Source organism: Pararhodobacter zhoushanensis (genome assembly GCF_003990445.1).
Classification (GTDB): Bacteria; Pseudomonadota; Alphaproteobacteria; order Rhodobacterales; family Rhodobacteraceae; genus Pararhodobacter; species Pararhodobacter zhoushanensis.
This window is the reverse complement of record NZ_REEZ01000002.1, coordinates 339,582-365,417: the sequence shown is the minus strand read 5'-3', so window position 1 is coordinate 365,417 and position 25,836 is coordinate 339,582. Positions and strand designations below refer to the sequence as shown.

Here is a 25,836-nt window from a genome sequence, read left to right as displayed (position 1 = left end):
GCCTCCGTGCCGGTTGGGCCTTTGTTTACATCTTGCAGTTAGCCTTTGCGGGCCGCAGATGGAAGGGGCCTCACCCTCTTCTGTGTGGCGCATCGGCGGTCTATGATGCCTGCATGCAGCTGATCGCCTATGCCATCGCCACCCTGACCCCGGCCGTCTTGCTGTTGCTGGGCGCGTTGTGGGGCGGTTGGTTTATCTGGGCGGCGCCAATGTCGGTCGGGCTGTTGTGGCTGGCGATGGACCGGCTGCCGGGCCCCTCTGAGGGGGGCGAGCTGCCCACCGGGGACGGGTTGCTGGCGGTGCTGGGTCTGGTGCAGCTGGCCTATCTGCCGCTGGCGCTCTGGGCGCTGACCGGCCGGTTGCATGGGGTGGACTGGGTGGCGGGGCTGATCGGGTTCGGGCTTTTCTTTGGCCAGATCGGCAACCCGGCGGCGCATGAGCTGATCCACCGCTCGAACCGCGGGCTCAGGCGACTGGGTACGGCGGTCTATGTGGCGCTGCTCTTCGGGCACCATGTCTCGGCCCACCGGCTGGTGCATCACACCCATGTGGCGACACCCGCAGACCCCAACTCGGCGCGGCGCGGGCTGGGGTTCTGGCGGTTCCTGCCGCGCGCGTGGATCGGCAGCTTCCGCGCCGGTTACGCGGCGGAAGAGGCGCTGCGGCGGCGCGGGGCAGGGCGGCGCAATCCCTATACGCTCTATGTCGGCGGGGCGGTGCTGCTGATGCTGGCGGCGCTCGCGGTGTTCGGGGTCAGGGGGCCGCTGGTTTATGTGCTGCTCTGCGCACATGCGCAGTCCCAGCTACTGGTGTCGGATTACGTGCAGCACTATGGCCTGCGCCGGGCGCAGCGGCCCGATGGCCGGTTCGAGCCGGTCGGCCCGGCGCATAGCTGGAACGCGGCGGGGTGGTACTCGGCGGCGGTGACGCTGAACGCGCCGCGCCATTCCGACCATCACGCGCATCCCGCCCGGCCTTATCCGCAGCTTGAGATGCCAGCGGGCGCGGCCATGCTGCCCGCGCCCTTGCCCGCCATGGCGCTTGTCGCGCTGGTGCCGCCGCTCTGGCGCCGCGTGATGAACCCGCGTCTGGAGGCGGTGCAGCGTCTCGCGGCATCGTGACGGCGGGGTGCTGGCCCTTTGGCGAACCCTCTGGCACAGTGCAGCAGTCCTGCGACCGAGGTGCCCATGACCCTGCCGTTCCCGATGCCTAACCGTGGCCCGTCAGCGCTGCGCCTTGCCGGTGCGCTGCTGCTGGCCCTCAGCTTTCCTGCCCTTGCGCAAGAGATGAGCCGGCCCATCGGGGCCGACGAATTCCAAGCCTATACCGAGGGGCGGACGCTGAGCTACAACTTCTCAGGCACCCCCTACGGGACCGAAGAATACCTGCCCGACCGCCGCGTCCGCTGGGCGTTCCGCGATCAGGAATGTCAGGACGGCGTCTGGTACGAGCGCAACGGCAACATTTGTTTCCTCTACGACAATGACCCGACCGACGAGCAATGCTGGTCCTTCTATGCCACCGGCGACGGCCTGCGCGGTGTGTTTCAGGGGCCGGATGGACCGACGACCGAACTCTACGAGGTCGAGCAATCCAGCGCCCCGCTCAGCTGTATGGGGCCAGAGGTTGGCGTCTAACGTCTGACCAATCGCAGATGTGGGGAATGTGACAGGGCGCAGGGGAAACCCCACGCCCGTCCTGCATTACAGGGTCAGAAAAATGACAACTCAACGCTGCGGCACGGCCAGAACCGCCAGCGTATCCCCGCGCTGCACCAGCCCCGGAAAGTGCCGCGCCGCCAGCACGCCGTCGCGCTGGGCAAACACCGTCACCGGCTGCGCGCCGGTGCAATCCGTAGCCCAGATCCGCGCCAGCGGCTGATCCGGCACGATGGGATCGCCCAGATCGGCCAAAGGCTCGATCAGGCCCGAGGCCGGGGCGGTGTGGTAACAGGCGTCATCCGGCATCTCCAGCATCACCGACGGCTCTACCTCAGGCGCGCCACTCAGCATCCCGCCGTGGATCAGCACATTCCGCAGCCCCCGCCGCGCGATCCGCGCCGTGCGTGCCGAGGCCGTTCCACCGCCGCCCAGTTCCGTGGTCACGAACACCTTGCCCTGCGCCTCGACGGCGGTGTCATACATCCCCACCGCATCAATCTCGCGCAGCATCAGCGACCAGGGCGCGTTGAACGCCTCGACCGCGGCGACGCAGGCGGCCTGCTGCACGGGGTCATCAAGGTAATGCGCACAGGCGAAGGGCAGGAAATCCAGCGTCTTGCCGCCCGAGTGGAAATCGACCACCAGATCGGCCAGCGGCACCAGCGTGTCGTTGAAGTAGTTGGCGATCTTCTGCGTCACGCTGCCATCAGGCACACCGGGAAAGGCGCGGTTAAGGTTAACCTGATCAATCGGCGAGACCCGGCTGGCCGCCGTGAACGCCGGGAAATTGAAATAGGGCACGATGATCAGCCGACCCGTGACCTCCTCGGCCTCAACCTCATGCGCCAGCGCCTGCAGCGCAATCGGCCCCTCGTATTCATCGCCATGATTGGCCCCGGTCAGCAGCGCTGTCGGTCCCGGCGCGCCCACGATCACCGTCAGCGGTATCATCACCGAGCCCCAGGCGCTGTCGTTGCGCGAATAGGGCAGCTTGAGGAAGCCGTGTCGTTTGCCGGGTTCGTCCAGCGAGACGGTCGGGCGGATCGGATTGGCGGGCATCAAACCTCCTGATTTGCGCCCATCCTGCCGCGCCCGCGCGCTCAAGGCCAGAGGGTTCACGCCAGCGGCTGAACGCGTTAGCCTGCCCGCAACAACAGGAGGCCTGCCATGCTGACCAACGACCAACTCGCCCACTGGGACCGCGAGAGCTTTTTCCACCCCTCGACCCATCTGAGCCAGTTCGCCCGCGGCGAGGCCCCGCAGCGCATCATCACCGGCGGCGAAGGCGTGTTCATCACCGACCGCGACGGCAACCGGCTGCTCGACGGGTTCGCGGGGCTCTATTGCGTCAACGCGGGCTACGGGCGGCGGCAGATCACCGATGCCATCGCCAAACAGGCGCAGGAACTGGCCTATTATCACTCCTACGCCGGTCACGGGACCGAGGCGTCGATCACGCTGTCGAAGATGGTCATGGACCGCGCGCCCGAGGGCATGGCGCGGGTGTATTTCGGCCTCGGCGGGTCGGATGCGAATGAGACGAACATCAAGCTGGTCTGGTTTTACAACAACATCCGTGGCCTGCCGCAGAAGAAGAAAATCATCTCGCGCTGGCGGGGTTACCATGGCTCGGGGCTGGTTTCCGGCTCGCTGACCGGGCTTGAGCTGTTCCACAAGAAATTCGACCTGCCGCTGTCGCAGGTCGTCCATACCGAAGCCCCTTTCTATTACCGCCGCCCCGATCCGGCGATGAGTGAGGCCGATTTCACCGCCTGGCTGCTGGCCAAGCTGGAAGAGACCATCGAGCGCGAGGGCGCCGACACCATCGCCGCCTTCATCGGCGAGCCGGTGCTGGGCACGGGCGGCATCGTCCCGCCGCCGGTCGGTTACTGGCAGGGCGTGCAGGAGATCCTCAAACGCCATGACATCCTGCTGATCGTCGACGAGGTGATCACCGGTTTTGGCCGTCTGGGCACCATGTTCGGCTCGCAGCACTACGGGCTGCAGCCCGACCTGATCACCATCGCCAAGGGCCTGACCTCGGCCTATGCGCCACTGTCGGGCTCCATCGTCGGCACCAAGATGTGGGACGTGCTCTGCCAGGGCACGGATGAGAACGGCGTGTTCGGCCATGGCTGGACCTATTCCGCCCACCCGATCGGTGCCGCCGCCGGGGTCGCCAACCTCAAGCTGATCGACGAGATGGGACTGGTCGAGAACGCAGGCAAAGTCGGTGCCTATTTGCGCCGCGCCATGACCGATGCCGTCGGCGACCACCCCAATGTCGGCGAGATCCGCGGCGAAGGGATGCTCTGCGCGGTCGAGCTGACCTCGGACCGCGCCAGCCGCGCCAGCTTCGACCCGATGGGCAGCGTTGCGCCCAAGGTCGTAGCCGAGATGCTCAAACGCGGTGTCATCGCCCGCGCCATGCCGCAAGCCGACATGCTCGGCTTCGCGCCGCCGCTCTGCCTGACCACGGACGAGGCCGACCAGATCGCCCGTGTCACCGGCGAAGCCCTGCGCGCCACCCTCGGCTGACAAACCGAGGGCGCGGTTAACACCCCGTTAACCGCGCCCCTATCATCTGTCTGAAAATATCCTCGGGGGGTGAATTCGCTGCAAGCGAAGAGGGGGGCTGAAGGCCCCCCTGACCCGCTCACCCCATCGCGCGCAGCTTGGCCAGCACGTCGCGCAGCCGCTCGGCCTCGTCACTCTTCTCGGCCAGTTGCCCGCGCGTTTCCTCGACCACTTCCTCCGAGGCATTGGCGACAAAGCGCGGGTTGTTCAGCCGACCGGACAATCCGTGGATGTCCTTGTCCAGCTTTTCCAACCCCTTGGCCAGACGCTCGGCCTCGGCCGCGATGTCGATCACGCCCTCCAGCGGCAGCGCATAGGTCGCGCCCTCGACGGCAACGGTCAGCGCAGCCTTGGGCACCACGCGCCCCGCGTGCAGCCCGTCGATCCGCGCCAGCCGCTCGATCAGCGTGGCGTTGCGGGCATAGGCCCCCTCGGCCGCCGCGTCCTGATCCACCACCAGCATCGGCAGTTTCAGCCCGGCCGGAACGCGCATCTGGCTGCGGGTCGAGCGCACCTGTTCAATCAGATTGATCACCCAGCCCATTTCGCGGTCCGCCTCGGCATCGGCGATCTCAGGCCCATAGGTCGGCCAGTCACCATGCACCAGCAGCTTGGCGCGGGTGCCGGTCTGGCCCCAGAGCTCCTCGGTGATGAAGGGCATGATCGGGTGCAGCAGCAGCAGACACTGATCAAGCACCCAGCGCATCGTCTCGCGCGTCTCGCCCGCCGCCTCGCCGTCGAACAGCGGCTTGGAGAACTCGACATACCAGTCGCAGACCTTGCCCCAGACAAAGCCATAAAGCGCCTGCGCCGCGTCGTTGAAGCGGAAGGCCGCCATCGCCTCATCCACCGCCACGCGGGTGCGGGCGGTTTCGCCGATGATCCAGCGGTTGACCGTCGCGGCGGCGGCGGGCGGCGTGGCAGATTGCGCCACGCCCGGTTCGAACACGCCGTTCATCTCGGCAAAACGGGTCGCGTTCCACAGCTTGGTCGTGAAGTTGCGATACCCGGTGATGCGCTGCATATCGAGTTTCAGCACCCCGCCAAGACTGGCCATCGCCGCATTGGTGAAGCGCAGCGCATCGGCACCGAATTCGTCAATGATTTCCAGCGGGTCGATGACGTTGCCGACCGATTTGGACATCTTCTTGCCCTTGGCGTCGCGCACCAGCCCGTGCAGATAAACCGTGTGGAACGGCACCTGATCCACCACGGCCAGCTGCATCATCATCATGCGGGCGACCCAGAAAAACAGGATATCCTGCCCGGTCACCAGCACATCGGTGGGAAAATATTTGCCCAGTTCCGGCGTCTGCTCGGGCCAGCCCAGCGTCCCGATCGGCCACAGGCCCGAGGAGAACCAGGTGTCGAGCACATCGGGATCTTGCGTCAGGGTCTTGCCCTGCGCCATCGCCTGCGCCTCGGCAGCCGAGGCCGCACAATATTGCTGGCCGTCCTCGTCATACCAAACCGGGATCTGGTGCCCCCACCACAATTGGCGCGAAATGCACCACGGCTCGATATTCTCAAGCCAGTGGTAATAGGTCTTCTCGCCCGATTCCGGCAGGATGCGGGTGTAGCCTGCGTCGATGTCAAACGTCCCGTTGCGGTCGGCCTCGCAGCCCTTGCGCACGGCGTCGAGCGCCGGTTCGACGATTTTCGACGTGTCGACGAACCACTGATCGGTCAGGAACGGCTCGATCACCACTTTCGAGCGGTCGCCGAAGGGCTGCATGATCAGCTTGTCCTCGACCACCGGCAGCAGTTCGAGGTGCTCTGCGTTGGTCTCGGGGTCGATGGATTTTTTCAAATAGGTGACCGCCAGCCCCTCAGCCGTGACCGCCGCGATCACCGCCTTGCGCGCCTCGAAGCGGTCCAGCCCGCGGTATTCCTCGGGGACGAGGTTGATCTGCGTGACATCGCCCGCCTCACGCTCACCGCGGGCGATCTCACCGGCCAACGTAGCGCTTTCGGCGTAGGACAGACCATCGGCGCGCATCTGCGCCTTGGTGTCCATCAGGTTATACAGCGGGATCCCGTTGCGCTGGGCGACGGCGTAGTCGTTGAAATCATGCGCGCCGGTGATCTTCACTGCGCCCGAACCGAAGGTGGGGTCGGGGTAGGGGTCGGTGATGATCGGGATCAGGCGGCGGTGCTCCTTGGGGCCGACCGGGATCTCGCAGAGCAGGCCGACGATGGGCTTGTAACGCTCGTCATCCGGGTTCACCGCAACCGCGCCATCGCCGAGCATGGTCTCGGGGCGGGTCGTGGCGATCGAGATATAGTTGCGGGTCTCGCGCAGGGTGACATTCCCGTCCTCGTCGCGCTCGACGTATTCATAGGTCGCACCCCCGGCGAGCGGGTATTTGAAGTGCCACATATGGCCCTGCACTTCGGTGCTCTCGACCTCAAGGTCCGAGATGGCGGTCTCGAAATGCGGGTCCCAGTTCACCAGCCGCTTGCCGCGGTAGATGATGCCCTTGTTGTAGAGGTCGACGAAGACCTTGATGACGGCGTCGTGGAAGTTGCCGTCCTCGCCCGCCGGGGCACCGGGGGCACCGGACATGGTGAAGGCGTTGCGCGACCAGTCGAGCGAACAGCCCAGACGCTTGAGCTGCCCGATGATCGTGCCACCGGACTTGGCCTTCTGCTCCCAGACCTTGGCGGTGAAGGCCTCTCGCCCCAGTTCGCGGCGTCCGGGTTGCTGGGAAAGGGCCAGCTCACGCTCGACCACCATCTGCGTGGCGATGCCCGCGTGGTCCTGACCGGGCTGCCATAGCGTGTCGAAGCCGCGCATGCGGTGCCAGCGGACCAGAATGTCCTGCAGGGTGTTGTTGAACGCATGGCCCATGTGCAGGCTGCCCGTTACGTTGGGCGGCGGGATCATGATGCTGAAGGTCTCGTCGCGGCTGGCATTCGCGCCCGCCTTGAAAGCGCCGGTCTCTTCCCAGAGCGCCGCGATGCGGGCTTCGGCCTCGGCGGCGTTGAAGGTCTTGTCCATGCTCATCTGATCGTTCCCTCGAGGCTTTGGCCGGGTTTTATCCAAGCGCGGGGCAAAGGGGAAGGGGAGGGGCGCGGCAACGGGGGCATTGAGCCCCCGCCGCCGCGCGCGGGGGCGCTGCCCCCACGGCCTTGCGGCCTCCCCCGGGATATTTGAAGCATAAAGTTGGGCATGGTTAACGAACGGTTAAGTGCCAACTTTATGCGTCAAATATCCACGGGGGGTTCCCCAAGGGGGGCGCGTGCGCCCCCCTTGGGCGAGGGGGTCCGGGGGGCGAGCAGCCCCCCGGTTGGCTCACTCGGCCGCGTCGAGATAGTCGCTGAGCGGCGGGCAGACGCAGCTGAGGTTGCGGTCGCCCCAGACGTTGTCGACCCGGCCCACCGGCGGCCAGTATTTATCGACCCTGAACGCGCCCGGCGGGAAGCAGCCCTGCTCGCGCGAATAGGCGCGGGTCCAGTCGGCGACCAGATCTTCGACGGTGTGGGGGGCGTGGCGGAGGGGAGAGTCCTCGGCGGTTATCTCGCCCGCTTCGACCGCGGCGATCTCGGTGCGGATCGCCAGCAGGGCGGAGATGAAGCGGTCGATTTCGGCTTTGGTCTCGGACTCGGTCGGTTCGACCATCAGCGTGCCCGAGACCGGCCAGCTCATCGTTGGCGCGTGAAAGCCGTTGTCGATCAGGCGCTTGGCGATGTCTTCGACCGTCACGCCCGCCTCGGCGAAGGGTCGGGTGTCAAGGATGCACTCATGCGCCACGCGCCCCCGGTTGCCCATGAACAGCACCTTATAGGCCCCGCGCAGCCGGGCCGCGATGTAGTTGGCGTTCAGGATTGCCACCCGCGTCGCCTGCGTCAGCCCCGGTCCGCCCATCATCAGGCAATAGGCCCAGCTGATCAGCAGGATGGAGGCCGAGCCGAAAGGCGCGGCGGACACTGGGCCTGCGTCGCCGCCGGTTTCGGGGTGGCCGGGCAGGTGCGGCGCCAAGTGGGCTTTCACGCCGATTGGCCCCATGCCCGGCCCGCCGCCGCCATGCGGGATGGCGAAGGTCTTGTGCAGGTTGAGGTGGGACACGTCGCCGCCGATCTCACCGGGTTTCACCAGCCCGACCATGGCGTTCATGTTCGCGCCGTCGATATAGACCTGCCCGCCGAACTGATGGGTGATCGCGCAGACCTCTTTCACCATTTCCTCGAACACCCCGTGGGTGGACGGATAGGTGATCATGCAGGCCGCCAGCCGGTCACCCGCCGCCGCCGCCTTGTCGCGGAAATCGTCGAGGTCGATGTCGCCGTTGGGGGCCGATTGCACCACCACCACCGCCATCCCCGCCATATGAGCTGAGGCCGGGTTGGTGCCATGGGCCGACATGGGAATCAGGCAGATGTTGCGCTCGGGCTGTCCCTGCGCGCGGTGGTAGGCCTGAATGGTCAGCAGCCCCGCGTATTCCCCCTGCGCGCCCGAGTTGGGTTGCATCGACATCGCGTCATAGCCGGTGATCTCGCAGAGTTTGGCCGAGAGGTCGTTGATTACCTCGGCATAGCCCTGCGCCTGATCGGCGGGGCAGAACGGGTGCAGGGCGCTGAAGTCGGGCCAGGTGATCGGCATCATCTCGGCTGCCGCGTTCAGCTTCATCGTGCACGAGCCCAGCGGGATCATTGCCCGGTCCAGTGCCAGATCACGGTCCGACAGACGGCGCATGTAGCGCATCATCTCGGATTCGGCGCGGTTCATGTGGAAGATCGGGTGGGTGAGATAGGGGGTTTCGCGGGCCAATTCGGGCGGAAAGCCCAGCTGGGCGTTATTCGGCGGCAGGGCGTCGATGCCGAAGGCCTTGAGCACGCGGGTCAGCACCTCTTCATCGCTGGTTTCATCCAGCGCGATGCCGACATGCCGGGTGCCGATCTTGCGGAAGTTCAGCCCCTCGTGCCGGGCGGCGGCCAGAATACCCGCCTGACCCACGCCCACCTCGACGGTGATCGTGTCAAAGAAAGCGTCCGGCTTGACCACCGCGCCCGCTGCCTTGAGCGCGCGGGCCAGACGCTCGGTCCGGAAATGCACGCGTTCGGCGATGGCGCGCAGCCCGTCGGGGCCATGGAAAACGGCGTACATCGAGGCCATGACGGCCAGCAGCGCCTGCGCGGTGCAGACGTTCGAGGTCGCCTTCTCGCGCCGGATATGCTGCTCGCGGGTTTGCAGGGCCAGCCGGTAGGCCTTGTTGCCGCGCGCATCGACCGAGACGCCGACCAGCCGTCCGGGCATCTGGCGTTTATGCGCATCGGCGCAGCTGAGGAAGGCGGCATGGGGCCCGCCATAGCCCATCGGCACGCCAAAGCGCTGCGAGGAACCGACGGCGATATCAGCGCCCATCGCGCCGGGTTCCTTGATCAGGCAGAGCGCCAGCAGGTCGGTCGCCAGGATCGCGATGGCTTTGGCGGCGTGCAGGGCGGCAATCGTCTCGGAATAGTCGCGCAGGCGGCCATGGGTGCCGGGATACTGGAAGATCGCGCCGAAGACGGCGGCGGGGTCCAGCGTGTCCGGCTCGCCCACGATCACCTCGATGCCCAAAGGGGCGGCGCGGGTTTGCATGACGGCGATGTTCTGCGGGTGGCAGTTGGCGTCGATGAAAAAGCCCTTGGCCTTCGATTTGGCGACCCGCTGCGCCATCACCATCGCCTCGGCGCAGGCGGTGGATTCGTCGAGCAGCGAGGCGTTGGCGATGGGCAGGCCGGTCAGGTCCGCCACCATCGTCTGAAAGTTCAGCAGCGCCTCAAGCCGGCCTTGGGCGATTTCGGGCTGATAGGGGGTATAGGCGGTGTACCACGCCGGGTTTTCCAGAATATTGCGCTGGATCGCGGGCGGGGTGATCGTGCCGTAATAGCCCTGCCCGATGAGCGAGGTCATCACCGTGTTGCGCTTGCCCACCTCGCGCATTTTCGCCAGCAGCGCACCCTCGGACAACGGTTCCCAGCCCAGCGGCGTGTCCTGCCGGATGGCGGGCGGGACGGTTTCGTCGATCAATTGGTCGAGCGTGTCGCAGCCGACAGCGGCCAGCATCTCGGCCATTTCGGCCGGAGAGGGGCCGATATGGCGGCGGTTGGCGAAATCATAGGGGTCATAGGCGGAGGGCGTGAAGGACATGGGAGCCTCAGGGCTAAGGGTCAGCGCGCTTCGGAATGGGCGGCGACATTCACAAGATTGCCGTCGGGGTCGCGCAGGTAGAACCGGCGCACGCCCCAGGGTTCGGTGACGGGGCCGTAGACCGGCTCGGCCCCGGTGGCGCGCAGGCGGGCGAGGGCGTCGTCCAGATCATCGACCGCGATGGTCAGCGCGGGCAGCGCGGTGCCCGAGCCACCCTCGGTCGCCATTTGCAGCTGGGCGCGGGGTTGCGGGGGACCGCCGAGAAAGGCGATCCACCCCATGTCGAACTCGACCTCAAGATCGAAGATCTGCGCATAGAACCGCGCCAGGGCAGCGGGGTCGCGCGTGGGCAGGTTGGGAACGATGCGCAGGACGGTCATGTCAGCCGATGAAATCCTTGTATTCGTCTTCGGTCATCAGGTCGTCCAGAACGCTCAGATCCTCGATCTGCATCTTGAAGAACCAGCCCTCGCCCATCGGGTCTTCGTTCACCAGACCGGGGTTGGTGACGATGGCGTCGTTGATCTCGACGATCTCGCCGTCCAGCGGGGCCAGAATGTCCGAGGCGGCCTTGACCGATTCGATGACGCTGACCTCGTCGCCCTTGGCGACCTTGGTTTCCAGTTCGGGCAGTTCGACAAAGACGATGTCGCCCAGCTGCTCGGCGGCGTGGTCGGTGATGCCGACGATCACAACATCGCCGTCAACCAGAAGCCATTCATGTTCTTCGGTGAATTTCATCGCTGAGACCTCATGTGCGATAAGAGGAGGGACGGAAGGGAAGCGTGCACACCCGGGCGGGCAGGCGTTTGCCGCGCAGCTCGGCCCAGATCAGGGTGTCGGGGGTGGCCAGATCGGCGGGCAGATAGCCCATGGCTATGGGGGCCTGCAGCGAGGGGCCAAAGCCGCCCGAGGTGATGGTGCCGACGGGGTCGGTTGCCGTTTCGGACGCGAAAAGCGGCGTGCCTTCGCGCATCGGCGCGCGGCCTTCGGGGCGCAGGCCGACGCGTTTGCGCGCGGGGCCTTGGGTCAGCTCTTGCAGGATGCGGTCGGCACCGGGGAAGCCGCCATTGGCGCGGCGGGATTTCTGGATGGCCCAGCTCAAGCCCGCCTCGACCGGCGAGGTGGTCGTGTCGATGTCATGGCCATAGAGGCAAAGACCGGCTTCAAGCCTGAGCGAGTCGCGCGCACCCAACCCAATCGGCGCGACCTCTCCCATCGCCAGCAGGGCGCGGGCGAAAGCCTCGGCGCGGGCCTCGGGCAGGGAAATCTCGAACCCGTCCTCGCCGGTGTAGCCCGAGCGCGAGATCCACAGCGCGGTGCCGTCCCAGTCCAGCGTCGCGACGTCCATGAAGCGCAGCGCGGTCACACCGGGCACCAGCCGGGCCAGCGCCTGCTCGGCCAGCGGCCCTTGCAGCGCCAGTAACGCGCGGTCGGTGACCGGCTCGACGCCGGGCAGATGGGCTTGCAGATGGGCGATGTCGGCGTCCTTGCAGGCGGCGTTGACGACCAGAAACAGATGGTCGCCCCGGTTGGCCACCATCAGATCGTCCAGAATGCCGCCGTCCGCGTTGGTGAACAGCGCATAGCGCTGTCGCCCCACGGCCAGCCCCTGCACATCGACCGGCACCAGCGTCTCAAGCGCCCGCGCAGGCGCGCGCAGGATCACCTGACCCATGTGGCTGACGTCAAACAGACCGGCCTTTTCGCGGGTGTGCAGGTGCTCGCCCATCACCCCCAGCGGATATTGCACGGGCATCGCATAGCCCGCGAAAGGGACCATCTTTGCCCCCAGTTCGACATGAAGATCATGAAGGCACGTCTGCCGCAGTTCGGTCATTCCGATCACTCCCCGACCGGTCGAATGACCGGCACCAAGCCCGGCGCAATATGCGCCCGTATGGTGCCCCCTCTGTCCTTGCCCGCTCGGGGCGCCTGAGATCGTTATCCCTTCGGCGGGCGCGAACGCCACTCTCCAGAGTTCCAGATGTGAACGCGGTCCTTTGCGCCTGAGAGTTTACCGGGGCGGTTGCTCCTTCGGCACCGGCGGGGTGGAGACCGCCGGGTTCTCCCGTGTTCACGACGCTTTCGATAGCAGCAGCGACACGGGGCTGGCAAGCCCCTCGCGATGCCGGGCTTGCGCCGGGGGCAGGGTTTGGGCATCCCTTGGGCACACGACAGGAGAATGCCCTTTGTCCGAACCGTTTTTCTTTGGCTATGGCTCGCTGGTGAACCGCGCGACGCATATCTACACCCCCGCCTACCGTGCCCGGCTGACCGGCTGGCGGCGCGCGTGGAAACACACCGATGGCCGGGGCGCGCCGTTCCTGACGGGTGTGCCCGATGAGGGCTCAACCATCGACGGGCTGGTCGCGCATGTGCCGGGCGGCGACTGGGCGGCGCTGGATCTGCGCGAGGAAGGCTACACGCGCCACCTGATCGGTGCGGGGCTCAGCGTGGAGGGCGACGAGCCGGTTGCCGCGCAGGTCTATGCGGTGCCACCGCTGAGCATGATCACGCAAGCCGATCCCGCGCCGATCCTGCTGAGCTATCTCGACGTGGTGGTGCAGGGCTATCTGCGCGAATTTGGCGAGGCGGGCGCGCATGATTTCTTTGCCACGACGGACGGCTGGGACACGCCGGTAGTCGATGACCGCGCCGCGCCGATCTATCCGCGGCATCAGGCTTTGACGCCGGCCGAACGCTGGTTCGTCGATGCGCGGCTGGTGGATTATGGGGTGAGGGTGGTGTGATGCGGCTGGTCTGCCTGAACGGCTGGGGCGGCACGCTGCACGAGGCGCTGATGCCGTGGCTGGCGCAGGCGGACCCGGATGTGCTGTGCCTGCAAGAGGTGGTGCACACGCCCTTGTCGGGCAAGGACTGGCTGGAATACCGCGACGGCGACCATATCCTGCCGCAACGCGCCCGGATGTTCGACGAGGTGAAAGCGGCGCTGCCCGGTCACGCCGCCTGTTTCTGTCCGGCGGCGACGGGGGTGCTGTGGGATGGCGCGCGTCCGGTGCCGTCGCATTGGGGGCTGGCGACCTTCGTGCGCGGCACGATCCCGGTGATCGGGCAGGCGCAGGGCTTTGTGCACAAAGGCTACTCCGCCGATGGTTACGGCGAGCATCCCCGCTCGCGCAGCGCGCATGCGGTGCGGATCTGGGACAACGGGCCGGTGGTTATTGCGCAGATGCACGGGCTGCGCGATCCGGCGGCGGGCAAGGCCGATACGGTTGAGCGCGCCGCACAGGCCGAGCGCTTCGCCGGTCTGATCTCGGGGCTGGCGCAACCCGGTGACGGGGTGATCGCTTGTGGGGATTTCAACGTCCTGCCGGGCAGCGAGACCCTGACGCGGCTGGCGGCGCTGGGTCTGCGCGAGCTGGTCACCGAGGGCGGCTTTCCCGGCACCCGGACGGCGCGCTACACCAAGCCCGGGCGCTTTGCCGACTACCTTCTGGTGAACGACGCTGTCGGGGTCCAGCATTTCGACGTTCTGCAGACGCCCGAAGTCAGCGACCACTGCCCGCTGATCCTGCAGACATAAAAAAACCGGGCGCTGGGCGCCCGGTTTCGAGGTGTACGAGGTAACGCCTCTTCTGGGTCGTCTTAGTCGACCGACAGCGCCACGAACCGCGGATCGCCGCCCGAGCGGATCATCAGCAGCAGGGTGCGGCGTCCGGCCTCGCGGGCTGCATCCAGCCGCGCGTGGAAGTCTTCAACCGAGGTCACGGGCTGCTGCCCGGCTTCGGTGATGATGTCCCCGGCGCGCAGGCCTTTGGATTCGGCATCCGAACCCGGTTCAACCGCGCCGATCACGACGCCGGTGGTGCCCGGTGCCAGACCCATCTGCTCGCGCATCTGGTCGGTCAGAGCGGTCAGCTCCAGACCCAGAACCTGCGACACGTCTGGTGACTGCGGTTGCGCGCCGGCGGCGGTCTGCGTCAGCTGCTCTTCATCGCGCTGGGCAAGGGTCACTTGCAGCGTCTGCTCGGCCCCGTCGCGGAACACCACAACATCAACCTCACGGCCCACGCCCGCATCGGCCACACGGCGGACCAGCTCACGGGTATCGGCAACTTCCACGCCATCGAAGCTGAGGATGACGTCACCCGATTCCACACCAGCGGCTTTCGACGGACCATCCATCACCTCGGTCACCAGCGCGCCACGGGCGGCGGTCAGACCCAGTGCCTCGGCGACATCGCCCGACACGTCCTGAATGCGCACACCCAGCCAGCCACGGCGGGTTTCGCCGAACTCTTGCAGCTGGAACACCACGCGTTCAACCACATGCGAGGACATCGCGAAACCGATGCCGATCGAGCCCCCGTTGGGCGACAGGATGGCGGTGTTCACACCGATAACCTCGCCATTCATGTTGAACAGCGGCCCACCCGAGTTGCCGCGGTTGATCGCCGCGTCGGTCTGAATGTAGTCGTCATAGTTGCCCTGCAGCGCACGGCCACGGGCCGACACGATCCCGGCAGAAACCGAGAAGCCCTGACCCAGCGGGTTGCCGACAGCCAGCACCCAGTCGCCGACACGGGCGGATTCGCTGTCGCCAAAGCTGACGAAGGGCAGGTCGTGATCGGCCTCGACCTTCAGCAGCGCGATGTCAGTGGCGCTATCGGTGCCGACCAGCGTCGCGTCCAGGCGGGTGCCGTCGCGAAATTCGATCTCGATCTCGTCGGCACCTTCGATGACGTGGTTGTTCGTCACGATATAGCCATCAGCCGAGATGACAAAGCCCGAACCCAGCGCCTGGCTTTGACGCGGGCGTGGCTGTTGGCGGCCATCCTGATTGAAGAAATCGTTGAAAAAGTCCTGAAACGGTGCGCCGTCCGGCAGCTGTGGCCGCGTCCGGTCGAGGCTGGCGGCAACGGTCGTCGAGGTGGTGATGTTGACCACCGCCGGGCTGACCAGATCGGCCAGATCGGCAAAGCTGACCGGACGGTCCTGCGCGTGCAGCGGCAGAGCCATGGCGGCCACGAGCAACACCATTCCCAGGAGGTTGAACCAGCGCAAGGCAACCCATCCCGGGGTTGGTCGCGCAAGGGCCAGAGCGCTTGCCGCGCCCGCCTGGTGATGCGTCATGATTGTATCCCCTTGGTCGTTCGATACGCGCCTGGATCCCCGCCCTGGCGCAGTCCTGAACTTAGGAGCATTCGCCAAGAGTGCAAACAGACATTGAGGGTTTCAAGCGAAGGTGAAGGTTCGGTGAATATCCGTGTTCAAAAGCGGTGATGCCGGTTTGAACAGTGTCTTGGCGCTGTGCCCAAGGCCGCCGACAGGCCTGCCCGAACCATTGTGGACTAAACGTTGACCAAGGGTTTTCGCTGTGGCAGTGACGATCTGCAACATAAGGCGGGGCTCGTGATGACCAGCGCTATCGCACTTCAGGTGTTCAATAAGCCGGATCTGACGTTAGAGCTTTTGACCTCTCTTTCCAATGCTTTCGGGGTTGAGACGTATCGCGTGTACGTGCTGCAGGACTCGTTGAGCGGTGCCTTGTCTTCCAAGCGGTATGCACCGGATCACGCGCGCACCAAAGCCGTCGTCGAGGCTTGGCTCCAGCAGAATGCAACGCGGTTCGTAGCGGCAAGTTTTCGCGAAAACGACACAAACCTGGGCACCTGCAAAACGACCCAGGCGGTTATCGACTGGGCGCTGACCGACTGCGACGATGTCATCTTTTCCGAAGATGACACCACGTTCGAGCCTGATGCCTTGATGTGGTTTCGGGCGATGTTGGCGCATGAAGCCTTTGCCGCCGGTGACGTCTGGGCGGTCGCGGGGGAATCCAAGATCTTTGACTCCGGCGGAGCGCCCGTGACGCAAGAGCAACTGGCCGAGGGACATGCCGCCGTTACGAACGAAGGGCTGTTGGCCGAATTCATCCGTCTCAGCTTCCTCCCGTCGACCTGTTTTGCCACCAATCGGCAGAAATGGTCCGAGTTCGGAGCCACGCGGGGCCATCCCAATGGGGATCGGGATGTGAATATCCGTTGCAAGGAAGAGGGCCGGTTCTCGCTCTGGCCCGTTGTTGCCCGCGTTTCTGACAACGGGATGCACCACCCCAACGGGTTCTCAGTCCTGGTGCACAAGAGCCCTGAGCGTGTTTCAAACAAGAAGCAAAACATCGCTTCCGGGCAGTTCGGGGTGTGCGAGCATGGCTTTGTCGAGAAAACCAGAAATGTCGGTGGCCTGTTCAGTCGGTTCTCGACAGGCTGGAGGAACACGTGACGCTTGAAGCGGTCTACGATGATGCAAACATAGCAGTTCTGCATGTCGATCGCGGCAACACGGGGCCGCTTTTCGTGACCTTCTCTGATCTTGCTTTCCACCCGGTTCCGGGACGCTTTTCAGCCGACACCGTTGCCGAGGCTCTTGGATACTCGGTCATTGGCATCGTGGCCAAGTCACCCGCCTGGTACCCGGCTGCAAGCCTCCGTGCCGCAGCCGGGTCGCTCGGGGGTCTCCTGCAGCGCGATGGCGCGCGTGTCCTCTACGGGGGCTCGATGGGCGGCTATGCCGCGCTCAAATTCTCGCGCCTCTTTCACGCCACGCATGTATTGGCGATGTGTCCGCAGGTGACGATTGACCCCGCGACGTGCCCCGCATTCGACCGCAGGTTTTCGCGCTACTGGAACGAGGAAAGCGGCGGAGAGCTGGTGACGGCTGACGACCTATCAGGCCGCGCTTACGTCTTCTACGATCCTTTTCATCCCATCGATTCGTGGCACGCTACTCAGATTTTTGCCCTCGACCCAGACGCTGCCGAGGTCAGGATGCCGTTTACCGGACATCACACCACAAGCGTTCTTGCGGGAACAGGGCGCGTGAAACGGCTCCTCGACTGCGCGCTCTCGGGCCGCGACGCTGCGTTGAGGGCCGAAGTGGCGGAAATGCGACGCGGACATGACCTGCGGGCGCGGGTGCTCCTTGAGGCCGCCTTGGCTCGTCACCCTCACCTCTGCCACCGGGTCCTGAAGGGATTGAAAGCCAAGGGCGGCACTCTGCCGTTCAACGAGAGGTTCTGGACATGGGCAGATCCGCTGCTTGAGGCCGCGTCGTCGTAACGGGAAATCGCGCGCGTAGGGAGGAGCCTGAGAGGGCATCCAGAGGGCACGAGATCGGTGGGGCCGGGGTGTGACGAATCGGAATTATCCCGCTACGGGCTCCTCGAAAAATAGGGCACCTGTTCACGTAAGTACCTGTAAATGCGCTGAACACAGGTGGCGAACGTGGTTCAGCGCTTCATCGAAAAAGCCCTTGTTCTCCCGCCACATGGCCAATATACGGGTCGACGGAGATGTGGCCGAGTGGTCGAAGGCACACCCCTGCTAAGGGTGCAGGCCCGGAAGGGTCTCGAGGGTTCGAATCCCTTCGTCTCCGCCACTTTCCCCTGAATTTTCTGGACTTTATTAAGTTCGAACAGCGTTGGTCTGCGCGGTTGGGGCGTGCTCTCGTTGCCGGGCTGTAAAGGCCTATCAGGGTCTTGTTCGATCAGGACGCGTTGGCGAGTATACTCCAACCTCTACTCAGGTAGCCACGCCATTGCTGCGACCGCAGCAGCGGAATCTGGTCGCGCGGCGGTATAGGCCTCGTCTTGAAGGACTTCGATGAACGCCATCTGCGGCGCGGCGGTTTTCGTGATGCCGAGATGCGCCTCTGTCGCGCCGAGCGTCCACAGCCAGATACCGTGTCCATCGGGTACGCGTGCCGTCTCACCGCGCAGAAACCGCGTTGTTTCCTTGGGTTGACTTATGCGGGGTTGGCCAGCCTCAACGGCGGCGCAAACCGGGTCGGCAAGAAAAGCGTGTGGGCCTTCGAAGCGACGACGGGCGAGGACAAGCTTGTTGTGCTCTTCGGGGGCGTGGCTGATTGGATAATTTCTCGCAGGATCGTAAAAGTTGCGGCCGCCCGGAAGGTCTTCTTGCGACACCTCCGGGCTGATGGGCTGATCGGCTGATCGGCTGATCGGCTGATGGGCCGCGCGGCAGCCCCAAATGGCCTGAGCAGAGGCGTTCGACGGCCCCGGAAATCCGCGGCCCTCGATCCTCAGCCCGCTGTCAGAATCCGGCGCGGGGTTTGTGTCAGACGCCGCCCGCCGGCGGGCGTGACGACCACGGTTTCGGAAAACCCAAGCCCCTCGGCCGTTGTGTAGACATGGAACACCATGTTTTCCTCCAGCGCCCAATGTTGGTCCGGAAGGAACACGCGCGAGAAATCGCTGCTGCGCGGGGTGCGTATGTACAGGCCCAGCGTGTAGGCGGTGACGTTGGTGTACTCGCCGCGCAGTCCAGCCTTCAGCGCGCCGTTCCGCACGATGCGGTCCACGTCTGAGGCGATCGCGCCGGGTCGCATGGCAGCGATCTGTTCGTCCTGCAGGGCAATCAGGGCCTGCGCAACCTCCTGCTGCCGAGGCGACGGCGTACCGATGACGATCGGCCGCATGATCCGCGCGCCATAGCGGCCGACATAGGGGATGAGTTCGACATGCAGCACGTCGCCCGTCGCCAGAGTGTGAGGGCGGAACAGGCCGTGCAGGAATTCGTGATTTCCGCGACCCAGAACGATCGGCCCCGTCTCGCCAGTATCCGCGCCGTGGCGCAGGAAACAGGCGGCTGCCGTGATGGCGGCTTCGTTCGTGGTGAGGCCGGGCAGGGCCTTGGCAGCGATCTCTGCCAGAGCGCGGTCGGCAATGGCCGAGGCTTCGGCCAGCTTGCCGATCTCATGAGCCGACTTCACCCAGCGCAGGGATTCGGTCACCCCTTCGAGGTTGACGAACGTGAGGTCCGGCAACAGGGCCGCGATCGTCGCCTGTCGCGCCGGACTCCAGCTGATCGAGTTGAAATCAACACCGACCCGACCCGCGCCGAAACCCCGCTGCGCGATCTGTTCGGCCATCACCCGCTCAGGTTCGTGGCTGTCCGGGTAGCCCACGATATCCGCGATCCAGCCGCCCTGACGGCAGGGCTCGGCATCGAGATGGCGCAGTACGAACCACGGCTCGCCTTCGCGCGGCAGGAACACGGCCCGGTACATGGTTTCCGACACGCTGTAGCCAGACAGCCAGGCCAGAGCCTCGCCGCTGTCGAGCAGCAGCAAGTCGCAGCCCGCCCCGGCCATGACGGCGCGGGCCTTGTCGACCCGCCAGCGGTATTCGGCCGGGATCTCAGACGCCATCGTCCATGCCGCAGATGGCGATGATTGTCAGCATGTAAACCTTGATCAGGTCGAGGTAATCGACGATGTCCACGCGCTCGTCGGGCATGGTGTTGTAACGCCCGCCGCTGCCGCAGACGATGCCTTCCATCCCGCCCAGTTCATAGAGGTGCCCGGCGTCCGAGCCGTAAAAGCGGGTGGGGGTGATGGCACCGGTCGGCTGCTCCTCGCCGCGCACCTGACGGTAGGCGGCGTTGATCGCGGTGACGATCGGGCTGTCGCGGCGGACCTCATAGGGCGGCATCAGCGACAGGCCCTTCTCCTCCATCGTGTCCATCGAGATGAGCTTCGTCTGCAGCCCCGGATAGCGGGCGCGCAGGGCCGTCAGCTCGACTTCCATATCGGCCAGAACGCCGTCGCGCGTCTGGCCCGGTGCATAGCGCGACGAGCCCTTGAGCACGCAGAAATCCGCGACCTGCGGAGGGCGCCATTCCTCAAGCTCGCGACCCAGCGCCGCCTTGATCACGCCGACATGGCAGCGGTTGACGGAGGCATGTTCTGGCGTCGCCGCGCCCGAGAAGGTCATGGCATTGAGGCGCCCGACCAGATCGCAGCCTGCGACCAGCGCATCCACGGCTTCCTCACGCTTCGACAGATGGCGGGTGTCGCCGGTCAGCTCGATCTGGAATTTCAGCGCGGCGGCGTGCATCGTCACGGCAACGAGATCACTGGGCTCGCCATTGATGAAGTAGTCGGCACGGTAGCCGTCGTGCATCAGCGCCTCGGTGCCGACGCCGCCCTGTAGCTCGCCCACCACATAGGTCAGGACCACGTCGCCCTTCAGCTTCACGCCCGCGTCCTGCAAGGCCTTGATCGCGCAGAAGAACGCCGCGTTCGACGATTTCATGTTCGACACGCCGATCCCGTAGATGAAACTGTCATCCACCAGCCCGCCCCACGGGTCCACCGTCCAGCCCTCGGTTACCGGGTTGGTATCGAGATGGCCGTTGTACATCAGGCTCGCGCCCCCGCCGGTGCCCTTCAGCGTGCCGATCGCGTTCGCGCGGCCCTTGTCACCGAAGCCGTGGACATGGGCGTCGATGCCAATCGCACCCATTTCCTGCACCATCCGGCGGACCAGAACGGTTTCGCCCTCGGTTTCGGAATAGGTCTTGTGCCGGACCATCATCGACACGAAGTCGAGGGCGGCTTTCGCATCGACAGTGTCGAGCAGGGAGTTGAGGTCCATCGAAATAAGTCCTTGAAGTCAGGCGCTATGCGTCGAGGCAGGGGGCGTGACCGCCTCCAGCAGCTTGCGCGTGTAGGGGGCACGGTCGGCGTCGGCGATGCGTTCGGCATCGGCGATCTCGACCAGATCGCCGCGGTACATCACGGCGATGCGGTGCGCGATCTGCCGCACGAGGTTGATGTCATGGGTGATGAAGACATAGGCGGCGCCGGTGTCGCGATGCAGCTCCATCAGAAGCTCGATCACCGAGGCCTGCACCGAGACATCCAGCGCCGAGGTGATCTCGTCGCAGATCACCAGACGCGGGTTTGACAGGAAGGCGCGGGCGATGGCGATGCGCTGCTTCTCGCCGCCCGACAGCTCGTGCGGGTAGCGGTCGATATAGCTGGCGGGCAGGCGCACGCGTTCCAGCATCGCCACGATCCGCTCGCGCACTGAACCGTCGCCCTTGCCATACAGCTTGACCGGCCGGGCGAGGATTTCCGAAATCCGCTGCCGCGGGTTCAGCGAGGCGTCGGGGTGCTGGAAGATGATCTGCACGTCGCGGCGATAGTTGGCGTCCATATCCGACAGGCCCCGCACAGGCTTGCCGTCGAACTCGATCAACCCTTCGAAGCGGTTGAGCCCGGTCATCGCCTTGGCCAGCGTCGATTTGCCCGAGCCGCTTTCACCGACGATGCCCAGAACCTCGCCGGGGCGCAGGTCGAGCGTCACCGCGCGGCTGCCGACCACAGGCGCGAAATCGCGCCGCAGGAGGCTGTCGAGCAGCGATTTTCGACCGTAATTCACCGTCACGTCGCGCACCGACACGAGCGGCTTCGCGGCGCGGTCCAGCGGTTGCACCAGACGGCGTTCGGGCTGCGGCGCGGCGGCGATCAGCGTCTGGGTGTAGGCATGCTGGGGCGCGCGGAACAGGGTGCCGGTCTCGCCTTCCTCGACGATCATGCCCTTTTGCAGCACGGCCACCCGGTCGGCGGTCTGCGACAGAAGCGCGAGGTCGTGCGAGATATACAGCGACGCCACGCCCGTCTCCTGCTGCAGCGCCGCGAACAGGTCGAGGATCTGGCGCGCGGTGATCACATCCAGCGCAGTCGTCGGTTCGTCGAAGATGATCAGTTCGGGGTTGCAGGCAAAGGCGGTGGCGATGACCACGCGCTGCTTCTCGCCGCCGGAAACCTCATGCGGCATCCGCTGCATCATCTCGCGCGGGGTCTTCAGGCCCACATGCGCAAGCCGCGCCTCGCCCTCGGCCCAGGCCTGCGCCATGGTCAAGTTCTGGTGGCGGATCAGCACCTCGGCCAGCTGCTCGCCCAGACGCAGGGTCGGGTTCAGCGAGGTCGCCGGATCCTGAAACACCATCGACACGCGGCGGCCACGGATCGCGGACATCTGGTGTTCGGACTGCGTGCGCAGGTCGGTTTCGCCCAGCCAGATGCTCCCGTCGTTCTCGCGCGCATTACCGGCAAGATGGCGCATGATGGCGCTGGCCATGCTCGACTTGCCCGAGCCGCTTTCGCCGACCAGCCCGAGGATCTCGCCCCGACGGATCATCAGATCGATGCCGTTCAGCACCTGCACCGCGCCGCCCTTGACGTCATAGGCCAGCGAATAGTTTTCGACCTGAAGAACCGTGTTCGTTTTCACCATGGTCCGGTCCTCAGGTGCGGGGGTTCAGGGCGTCGCGCAGCCCGTCGCCCAGAAGGTTGAAGCCAATGGCGGTCAGCGCGATGGCGGCGCTCGGCCACAGCAGGATCCAATAGGACCGGTGCAGATACTGCCGTGCCTCGGACACCATGAGCCCCCAGTCCGTCGCCGGTGGCTGCGCGCCGAGACCAAGGAAGGACAGGGTCGCGAACAGCATCACCGCAAAGGATACGCGGATCGTCATCTCGACGACGATGGGCGCGATCACATTGGGCAGCATCTCGCGCAGGACGATATAGGTGGCGCCTTCACCGCGTGCGATGGCGGCACTGACGTAGTCCTGCTTGCGTACCGTCAGCGCGACCGAGCGCGAGATGCGGGCCATCGACGGCATGAAGGCGATGGCGATGGCCAGAAGCGCGTTGAGCGAGTTCGACCCCAGCAGCGACACCACCATCAAAGCCATCAACAGCGAGGGGATCGCCATCACCGCGTCGTTGGTGCGCATGATGAATTCATCCGCGCGCCCGCCCAGATAGGCGGACCCCGTGCCGATGATCGCCCCGCCGAGTGTGCCGATCACGGTGGCAACCACGGCCAGCAGCACCGTCGAGCGCGCGCCGTCCAGAAGCCTGCTGAAGATGTCGCGGCCGTATTGGTCGGTGCCCAGCCAATGCTCGGCCGAGGGGCTCTTGTAGCGGGCGAGCGGGGACATGTGCTCGGGCCCGTAATGGGTAAGGTAGGGGCCGAAGATCACCGCGATCAGGATCAACCCGACGACGAGGCAACCCAGTGCTCCCTGAGGGCTCCGCAACAGGCGGCCCAGAAAATCAGTCATACTGGATCCTCTTGTCGAGCCACGCATACATGAGGTCGGCGGCGAAGTTCACGATGGAATAGGTGGCCGCCATAATCATCACGCCGGCCTGAATAACCGGCAGGTCACGCGCCTGAATGGCCGACATGAGCGAACGGCCGATGCCGGGGATCGAGAAGATCTCCTCGACGACGATGATCCCGCCCAGAAGATACCCCACATCCAGCGCGACGATGGTGATCGTCGGCAGCAGGGCATTGCGCAGGCCGTGGCGGAACAGCACCCGGCGCCGCGTCAGACCCTTGAGGCGCGCGGCGCGGATGTAATCGGTGTGCATCACGTCCACGAGTTCCGAGCGCACCATGCGCGAGACATGGGCGATCATCATCACCGAGGCTACGCAGACCGGCAGGATCAGCCGCTGCATCCCGCCCCAGAAATCCTCGGACAGCGGGATGTAGCCGGCGGGAGGCAGCAGGCCCCAGAGATCCGCGACCAGCACCACGGCCAGCGTAGCGGTGACGAATTCCGGCAGCGACACGCCAATATACGAAAGGAAGCCTACGACCAGATCCGACAGCTTGCCCCGACGCACAGCCGCAAGGATGCCCATCGGCACGGCCAGTATCAGCATCAGCGCCAGCGCGAGGACAGCAAGCGTCAGCGAGGTTCCCAGCGCCGAGAACAGCGCAGGTCCGACCGTCTGGCCGGTGCGCAGCGAGGTGCCGAAATCTCCCTGCACGACGCCGCCGGCCCAGTGCAGATATTGCAACCAGATCGGATCGTTGAGGCCCATCTGATCGCGCAGCGCCGCCAGCGCACCCTGCGTGGCGTTCTCGCCCAACATCATCACCGCCGCATCGGCCGGCAGGATCTGGGTGATGCCGAACACGAGGATCGAGACGACGAACAGCGTATAGAAGATCAGGGCGATACGCTTGAGGATATAGCTCGCTGACACGGAAATTCCCTGTGGCTTGGCCTGCCCCGCAAGGGGACAGGCCCTCTGTCAGTGGATCAGCCCCGGGTGGGCGCGGAGGCTTCGAGCCAGGCGTGGTCCAGACGGAACACCGAGGCGCGCGGGTGGATGTCATAGCCCTGCATCCAGCTGCGTTTCGCGCCCAGCACGTCGAAGAACGCCGGGATGATCGACGGCACCTCGTCGTTCATCAGCACCTGAGCCTGCGTATAGAGCTCGGTACGGGCGGCGGGCTCAACGGTGCCGCGGGCGCGGGCGACCAGATCGTCGAACACGGTGTTGTTCCAGCGCGTCTCGTTCCAGGCGGCGTCCGAGGTGAACAGCAGCTTCAGGATGCCGTCCGGCGTCGGCTGCATGTTGTAAAAGCCCACGTAGAAGGCGCCCTTGGTCCAGACCTGATCCAGATAGGTGGCGTGGGGCATGGTCGTGACGTTGATGGTAATCCCGGCGGCACGGGCCATTTCGCGCAGGGCAACAGCCAGCTGCACGCGGATCGCCGGACGGTCGGATGCGATCAGCTCGGCCTCGAACCCATCGGGGAAGCCGGCCTCGGCCAGCAGGGCGCGCGCTTCTTCGATATTCTGTTCGCGCTGGGGCAGGGCCTCGAAGAACGGATAGGATTCGTTCAGCGGCGTGTCGTTGCCCTTTACGCCGAAGCCCTCGGTCATGAAGCCGACCATGGCCTCGCGGTCCACGGTCAGCGCCAGCGCGCGGCGCACGCGCGGGTCGTTGAACGGCTCGATGTCGGTGCCGAAGTTCACGTTGCAGAACTGGCCCGAGGCCGAGCGCAGCACGTCGATGCCGTCCTGACCTTCCAGACGCAGGTAGTCGTTCGGCCCGACGGTGGCGATCATGTCGATGTCACCGGCCATCAGCGACGAGACCTGCGCGCCCAGATCCGGGAACACATGCATTTCGATCCGGTCGAGGTAGGGGCGCGCCGGGTCGTAGTAGTCGGGGTTCTTCTCGACGACGATCAGGCGGTCAGGCTCGTAGGACACCAGTTTGAACGGGCCGGTGCCATTGGCTTCCGAGCGCAGGCTCTCGAACGAGCCGTCGATGACCGAGGCCGGGATGATGCGAGCGTTGTTATAGGCCAGCGCCACCGGAAGGTCGGCATAGGATGAGGTCAGCGTGAAGCGGACGGTCACGTCGTCGACCGCTTCGATCGAGTCGATCGGGCCCACGTTGTTGCGGGCGGGCGAGGCGAAGTCGGGGTTCAGGATAGCTTCGAACGAGGCCACGACATCAGCGGCAGTGCAGCTCGCGCCATCGTGGAAGGTCACGCCCGGACGCAGCGAGAAGGTCCAGACGGTCAGGTCGTCGTTGGCGCTCCATTCGGTGGCGAGGTCGGCCTCGGCCTGCATGTCGCGGCCCAGTCTGGTCAGGCCTGAATACAAAAGCTCGGCCGCCATGTATTCGGGGTTCACGCGGGTCATCAGCGGGTGGAGGACGCTCACGGCCTGATCGACCGCGACGCGCAGCGTGCCGCCTGCCTCGGGGGTGGCCTGCGCCATAACGGCGCGGGGCAGGACGGTCGCCAGCGCGGCAAGCGCAACGCTGCTGGAAAGGAAGGCACGGCGATTAAGGGACATCGGGGGA

General features: G+C 65.4%; 21 protein-coding genes, 1 tRNA gene and 1 riboswitch. Of the genes, 8 read left to right on the top strand and 14 right to left on the bottom strand.

What is annotated here, in order from left to right; genetic code table 11:
- The first annotated feature begins 113 nt into the window (after positions 1–113).
- Entirely contained in the window at positions 114–1,121 is a 1,008-nt protein-coding gene (locus tag EAE28_RS06445) for an alkane 1-monooxygenase (RefSeq protein WP_127105007.1), read from the top strand.
- Positions 1,122–1,187: 66 nt separating this feature from the next.
- Positions 1,188–1,637, top strand: coding sequence for a hypothetical protein (locus EAE28_RS06440; RefSeq protein ID WP_246022293.1), 450 nt, complete (start codon positions 1,188–1,190; stop codon positions 1,635–1,637).
- Positions 1,638–1,727: 90 nt separating this feature from the next.
- On the opposite strand, the gene doeB is transcribed toward EAE28_RS06440, so the two are convergent.
- Complete coding sequence (gene doeB / locus EAE28_RS06435; protein WP_127105006.1) at positions 1,728–2,720, bottom strand: N(2)-acetyl-L-2,4-diaminobutanoate deacetylase DoeB; 993 nt, start codon at positions 2,718–2,720, stop codon at positions 1,728–1,730.
- 108 nt (positions 2,721–2,828) lie between these two features.
- Between doeB and EAE28_RS06430 the strand changes: the two genes are divergently transcribed.
- On the top strand, positions 2,829–4,199 hold the full coding sequence (locus tag EAE28_RS06430) for an aminotransferase (RefSeq protein ID WP_127105005.1): 1,371 nt from the start codon (positions 2,829–2,831) through the stop codon (positions 4,197–4,199).
- A 118-nt stretch (positions 4,200–4,317) separates the two neighbouring features.
- Here the strand turns inward: EAE28_RS06430 and EAE28_RS06425 are convergent, their stop codons facing one another.
- From EAE28_RS06425 to gcvT, 5 genes are all read right to left on the bottom strand, one after another.
- Entirely contained in the window at positions 4,318–7,245 is a 2,928-nt protein-coding gene (locus tag EAE28_RS06425) for a valine--tRNA ligase (RefSeq protein WP_127105004.1), read from the bottom strand.
- A gap of 288 nt (positions 7,246–7,533) precedes the next feature.
- Entirely contained in the window at positions 7,534–10,374 is a 2,841-nt protein-coding gene (gene gcvP, locus EAE28_RS06420; RefSeq protein WP_127105003.1) for an aminomethyl-transferring glycine dehydrogenase, read from the bottom strand.
- A 20-nt stretch (positions 10,375–10,394) separates the two neighbouring features.
- Positions 10,395–10,754 carry a VOC family protein gene (locus tag EAE28_RS06415; RefSeq protein ID WP_127105002.1) on the bottom strand — a complete coding sequence of 120 codons (360 nt, stop codon included), beginning with the start codon at positions 10,752–10,754 and terminating at the stop codon, positions 10,395–10,397.
- Between the two features lies 1 nt (position 10,755).
- Entirely contained in the window at positions 10,756–11,115 is a 360-nt protein-coding gene (gene gcvH, locus EAE28_RS06410) for a glycine cleavage system protein GcvH (RefSeq protein WP_127105001.1), read from the bottom strand.
- Between the two features lie 10 nt (positions 11,116–11,125).
- Positions 11,126–12,214 carry a glycine cleavage system aminomethyltransferase GcvT gene (gene gcvT / locus EAE28_RS06405; RefSeq protein WP_127105000.1) on the bottom strand — a complete coding sequence of 363 codons (1,089 nt, stop codon included), beginning with the start codon at positions 12,212–12,214 and terminating at the stop codon, positions 11,126–11,128.
- Positions 12,215–12,360: 146 nt separating this feature from the next.
- Positions 12,361–12,458: riboswitch (glycine riboswitch) on the bottom strand.
- Between the two features lie 108 nt (positions 12,459–12,566).
- Here gcvT and EAE28_RS06400 point away from each other — a divergent pair.
- Positions 12,567–13,127 (top strand): gamma-glutamylcyclotransferase, encoded by a 561-nt coding sequence (locus EAE28_RS06400; RefSeq protein ID WP_127104999.1) that lies wholly within the window; start codon positions 12,567–12,569, stop codon positions 13,125–13,127.
- Positions 13,127–13,921: an endonuclease/exonuclease/phosphatase family protein gene (locus EAE28_RS06395; protein WP_127104998.1), complete on the top strand. Its 795-nt coding sequence runs from the start codon at positions 13,127–13,129 to the stop codon at positions 13,919–13,921. Before EAE28_RS06400 ends, EAE28_RS06395 begins: the two co-directional genes overlap by 1 nt.
- A gap of 62 nt (positions 13,922–13,983) precedes the next feature.
- Here EAE28_RS06395 and EAE28_RS06390 read toward each other — a convergent pair whose 3' ends face one another.
- A complete protein-coding gene (locus tag EAE28_RS06390) occupies positions 13,984–15,471 on the bottom strand; it encodes a Do family serine endopeptidase (protein ID WP_127104997.1) in 1,488 nt (495 codons plus the stop codon).
- Between the two features lie 282 nt (positions 15,472–15,753).
- Between EAE28_RS06390 and EAE28_RS06385 the strand changes: the two genes are divergently transcribed.
- The 3 genes from EAE28_RS06385 (at position 15,754) to EAE28_RS06375 (ending at position 17,775) form a co-directional block, all read left to right on the top strand.
- Positions 15,754–16,620: a hypothetical protein gene (locus tag EAE28_RS06385; RefSeq protein WP_127104996.1), complete on the top strand. Its 867-nt coding sequence runs from the start codon at positions 15,754–15,756 to the stop codon at positions 16,618–16,620.
- Entirely contained in the window at positions 16,617–17,456 is an 840-nt protein-coding gene (locus EAE28_RS06380) for a hypothetical protein (protein ID WP_127104995.1), read from the top strand. Before EAE28_RS06385 ends, EAE28_RS06380 begins: the two co-directional genes overlap by 4 nt.
- A 229-nt stretch (positions 17,457–17,685) precedes the next feature.
- A tRNA-Ser gene (locus EAE28_RS06375) sits at positions 17,686–17,775 on the top strand.
- Between the two features lie 139 nt (positions 17,776–17,914).
- Here the strand turns inward: EAE28_RS06375 and EAE28_RS23695 are convergent.
- The 7 genes from EAE28_RS23695 to EAE28_RS06340 all read right to left on the bottom strand — a co-directional run bounded on the left by EAE28_RS23695 (position 17,915) and on the right by EAE28_RS06340 (position 25,829).
- Positions 17,915–18,322 (bottom strand): hypothetical protein, encoded by a 408-nt coding sequence (locus tag EAE28_RS23695; RefSeq protein ID WP_164736562.1) that lies wholly within the window; start codon positions 18,320–18,322, stop codon positions 17,915–17,917.
- A 116-nt stretch (positions 18,323–18,438) separates the two neighbouring features.
- Positions 18,439–19,566: a M24 family metallopeptidase gene (locus tag EAE28_RS06365; RefSeq protein ID WP_127104993.1), complete on the bottom strand. Its 1,128-nt coding sequence runs from the start codon at positions 19,564–19,566 to the stop codon at positions 18,439–18,441.
- Entirely contained in the window at positions 19,556–20,794 is a 1,239-nt protein-coding gene (locus EAE28_RS06360) for a M20 family metallopeptidase (RefSeq protein ID WP_127104992.1), read from the bottom strand. Before EAE28_RS06360 ends, EAE28_RS06365 begins: the two co-directional genes overlap by 11 nt.
- Before the next feature lie 18 nt (positions 20,795–20,812).
- Positions 20,813–22,441 carry a dipeptide ABC transporter ATP-binding protein gene (locus EAE28_RS06355; protein WP_127104991.1) on the bottom strand — a complete coding sequence of 543 codons (1,629 nt, stop codon included), beginning with the start codon at positions 22,439–22,441 and terminating at the stop codon, positions 20,813–20,815.
- 10 nt (positions 22,442–22,451) lie between these two features.
- The gene (locus EAE28_RS06350) at positions 22,452–23,276 is read right to left on the bottom strand and encodes an ABC transporter permease (protein ID WP_127104990.1); all 825 of its coding nucleotides are present in this window, start codon (positions 23,274–23,276) and stop codon (positions 22,452–22,454) included.
- Positions 23,269–24,216 (bottom strand): ABC transporter permease, encoded by a 948-nt coding sequence (locus EAE28_RS06345; RefSeq protein ID WP_127104989.1) that lies wholly within the window; start codon positions 24,214–24,216, stop codon positions 23,269–23,271. The genes EAE28_RS06350 and EAE28_RS06345 overlap by 8 nt, the downstream gene beginning before the upstream one ends.
- Before the next feature lie 56 nt (positions 24,217–24,272).
- Positions 24,273–25,829, bottom strand: a complete 1,557-nt coding sequence (locus EAE28_RS06340; protein WP_127104988.1) for an ABC transporter substrate-binding protein — start codon at positions 25,827–25,829, stop codon at positions 24,273–24,275.
- Positions 25,830–25,836 lie beyond the last annotated feature (7 nt).

Coding starts and splice junctions, on each gene's coding strand:
- EAE28_RS06445 (WP_127105007.1), top strand. CDS start 114: ATGCAGCTGATCGCCTATGCCATCGCCACCCTGACCCCGGCCGTCTTG.
- EAE28_RS06440 (WP_246022293.1), top strand. CDS start 1,188: ATGACCCTGCCGTTCCCGATGCCTAACCGTGGCCCGTCAGCGCTGCGC.
- doeB (WP_127105006.1), bottom strand. CDS start 2,720: ATGCCCGCCAATCCGATCCGCCCGACCGTCTCGCTGGACGAACCCGGC.
- EAE28_RS06430 (WP_127105005.1), top strand. CDS start 2,829: ATGCTGACCAACGACCAACTCGCCCACTGGGACCGCGAGAGCTTTTTC.
- EAE28_RS06425 (WP_127105004.1), bottom strand. CDS start 7,245: ATGAGCATGGACAAGACCTTCAACGCCGCCGAGGCCGAAGCCCGCATC.
- gcvP (WP_127105003.1), bottom strand. CDS start 10,374: ATGTCCTTCACGCCCTCCGCCTATGACCCCTATGATTTCGCCAACCGC.
- EAE28_RS06415 (WP_127105002.1), bottom strand. CDS start 10,754: ATGACCGTCCTGCGCATCGTTCCCAACCTGCCCACGCGCGACCCCGCT.
- gcvH (WP_127105001.1), bottom strand. CDS start 11,115: ATGAAATTCACCGAAGAACATGAATGGCTTCTGGTTGACGGCGATGTT.
- gcvT (WP_127105000.1), bottom strand. CDS start 12,214: ATGACCGAACTGCGGCAGACGTGCCTTCATGATCTTCATGTCGAACTG.
- EAE28_RS06395 (WP_127104998.1), top strand. CDS start 13,127: ATGCGGCTGGTCTGCCTGAACGGCTGGGGCGGCACGCTGCACGAGGCG.
- EAE28_RS06390 (WP_127104997.1), bottom strand. CDS start 15,471: ATGACGCATCACCAGGCGGGCGCGGCAAGCGCTCTGGCCCTTGCGCGA.
- EAE28_RS06385 (WP_127104996.1), top strand. CDS start 15,754: ATGACCAGCGCTATCGCACTTCAGGTGTTCAATAAGCCGGATCTGACG.
- EAE28_RS06365 (WP_127104993.1), bottom strand. CDS start 19,566: ATGGCGTCTGAGATCCCGGCCGAATACCGCTGGCGGGTCGACAAGGCC.
- EAE28_RS06360 (WP_127104992.1), bottom strand. CDS start 20,794: ATGGACCTCAACTCCCTGCTCGACACTGTCGATGCGAAAGCCGCCCTC.
- EAE28_RS06355 (WP_127104991.1), bottom strand. CDS start 22,441: ATGGTGAAAACGAACACGGTTCTTCAGGTCGAAAACTATTCGCTGGCC.
- EAE28_RS06350 (WP_127104990.1), bottom strand. CDS start 23,276: ATGACTGATTTTCTGGGCCGCCTGTTGCGGAGCCCTCAGGGAGCACTG.
- EAE28_RS06340 (WP_127104988.1), bottom strand. CDS start 25,829: ATGTCCCTTAATCGCCGTGCCTTCCTTTCCAGCAGCGTTGCGCTTGCC.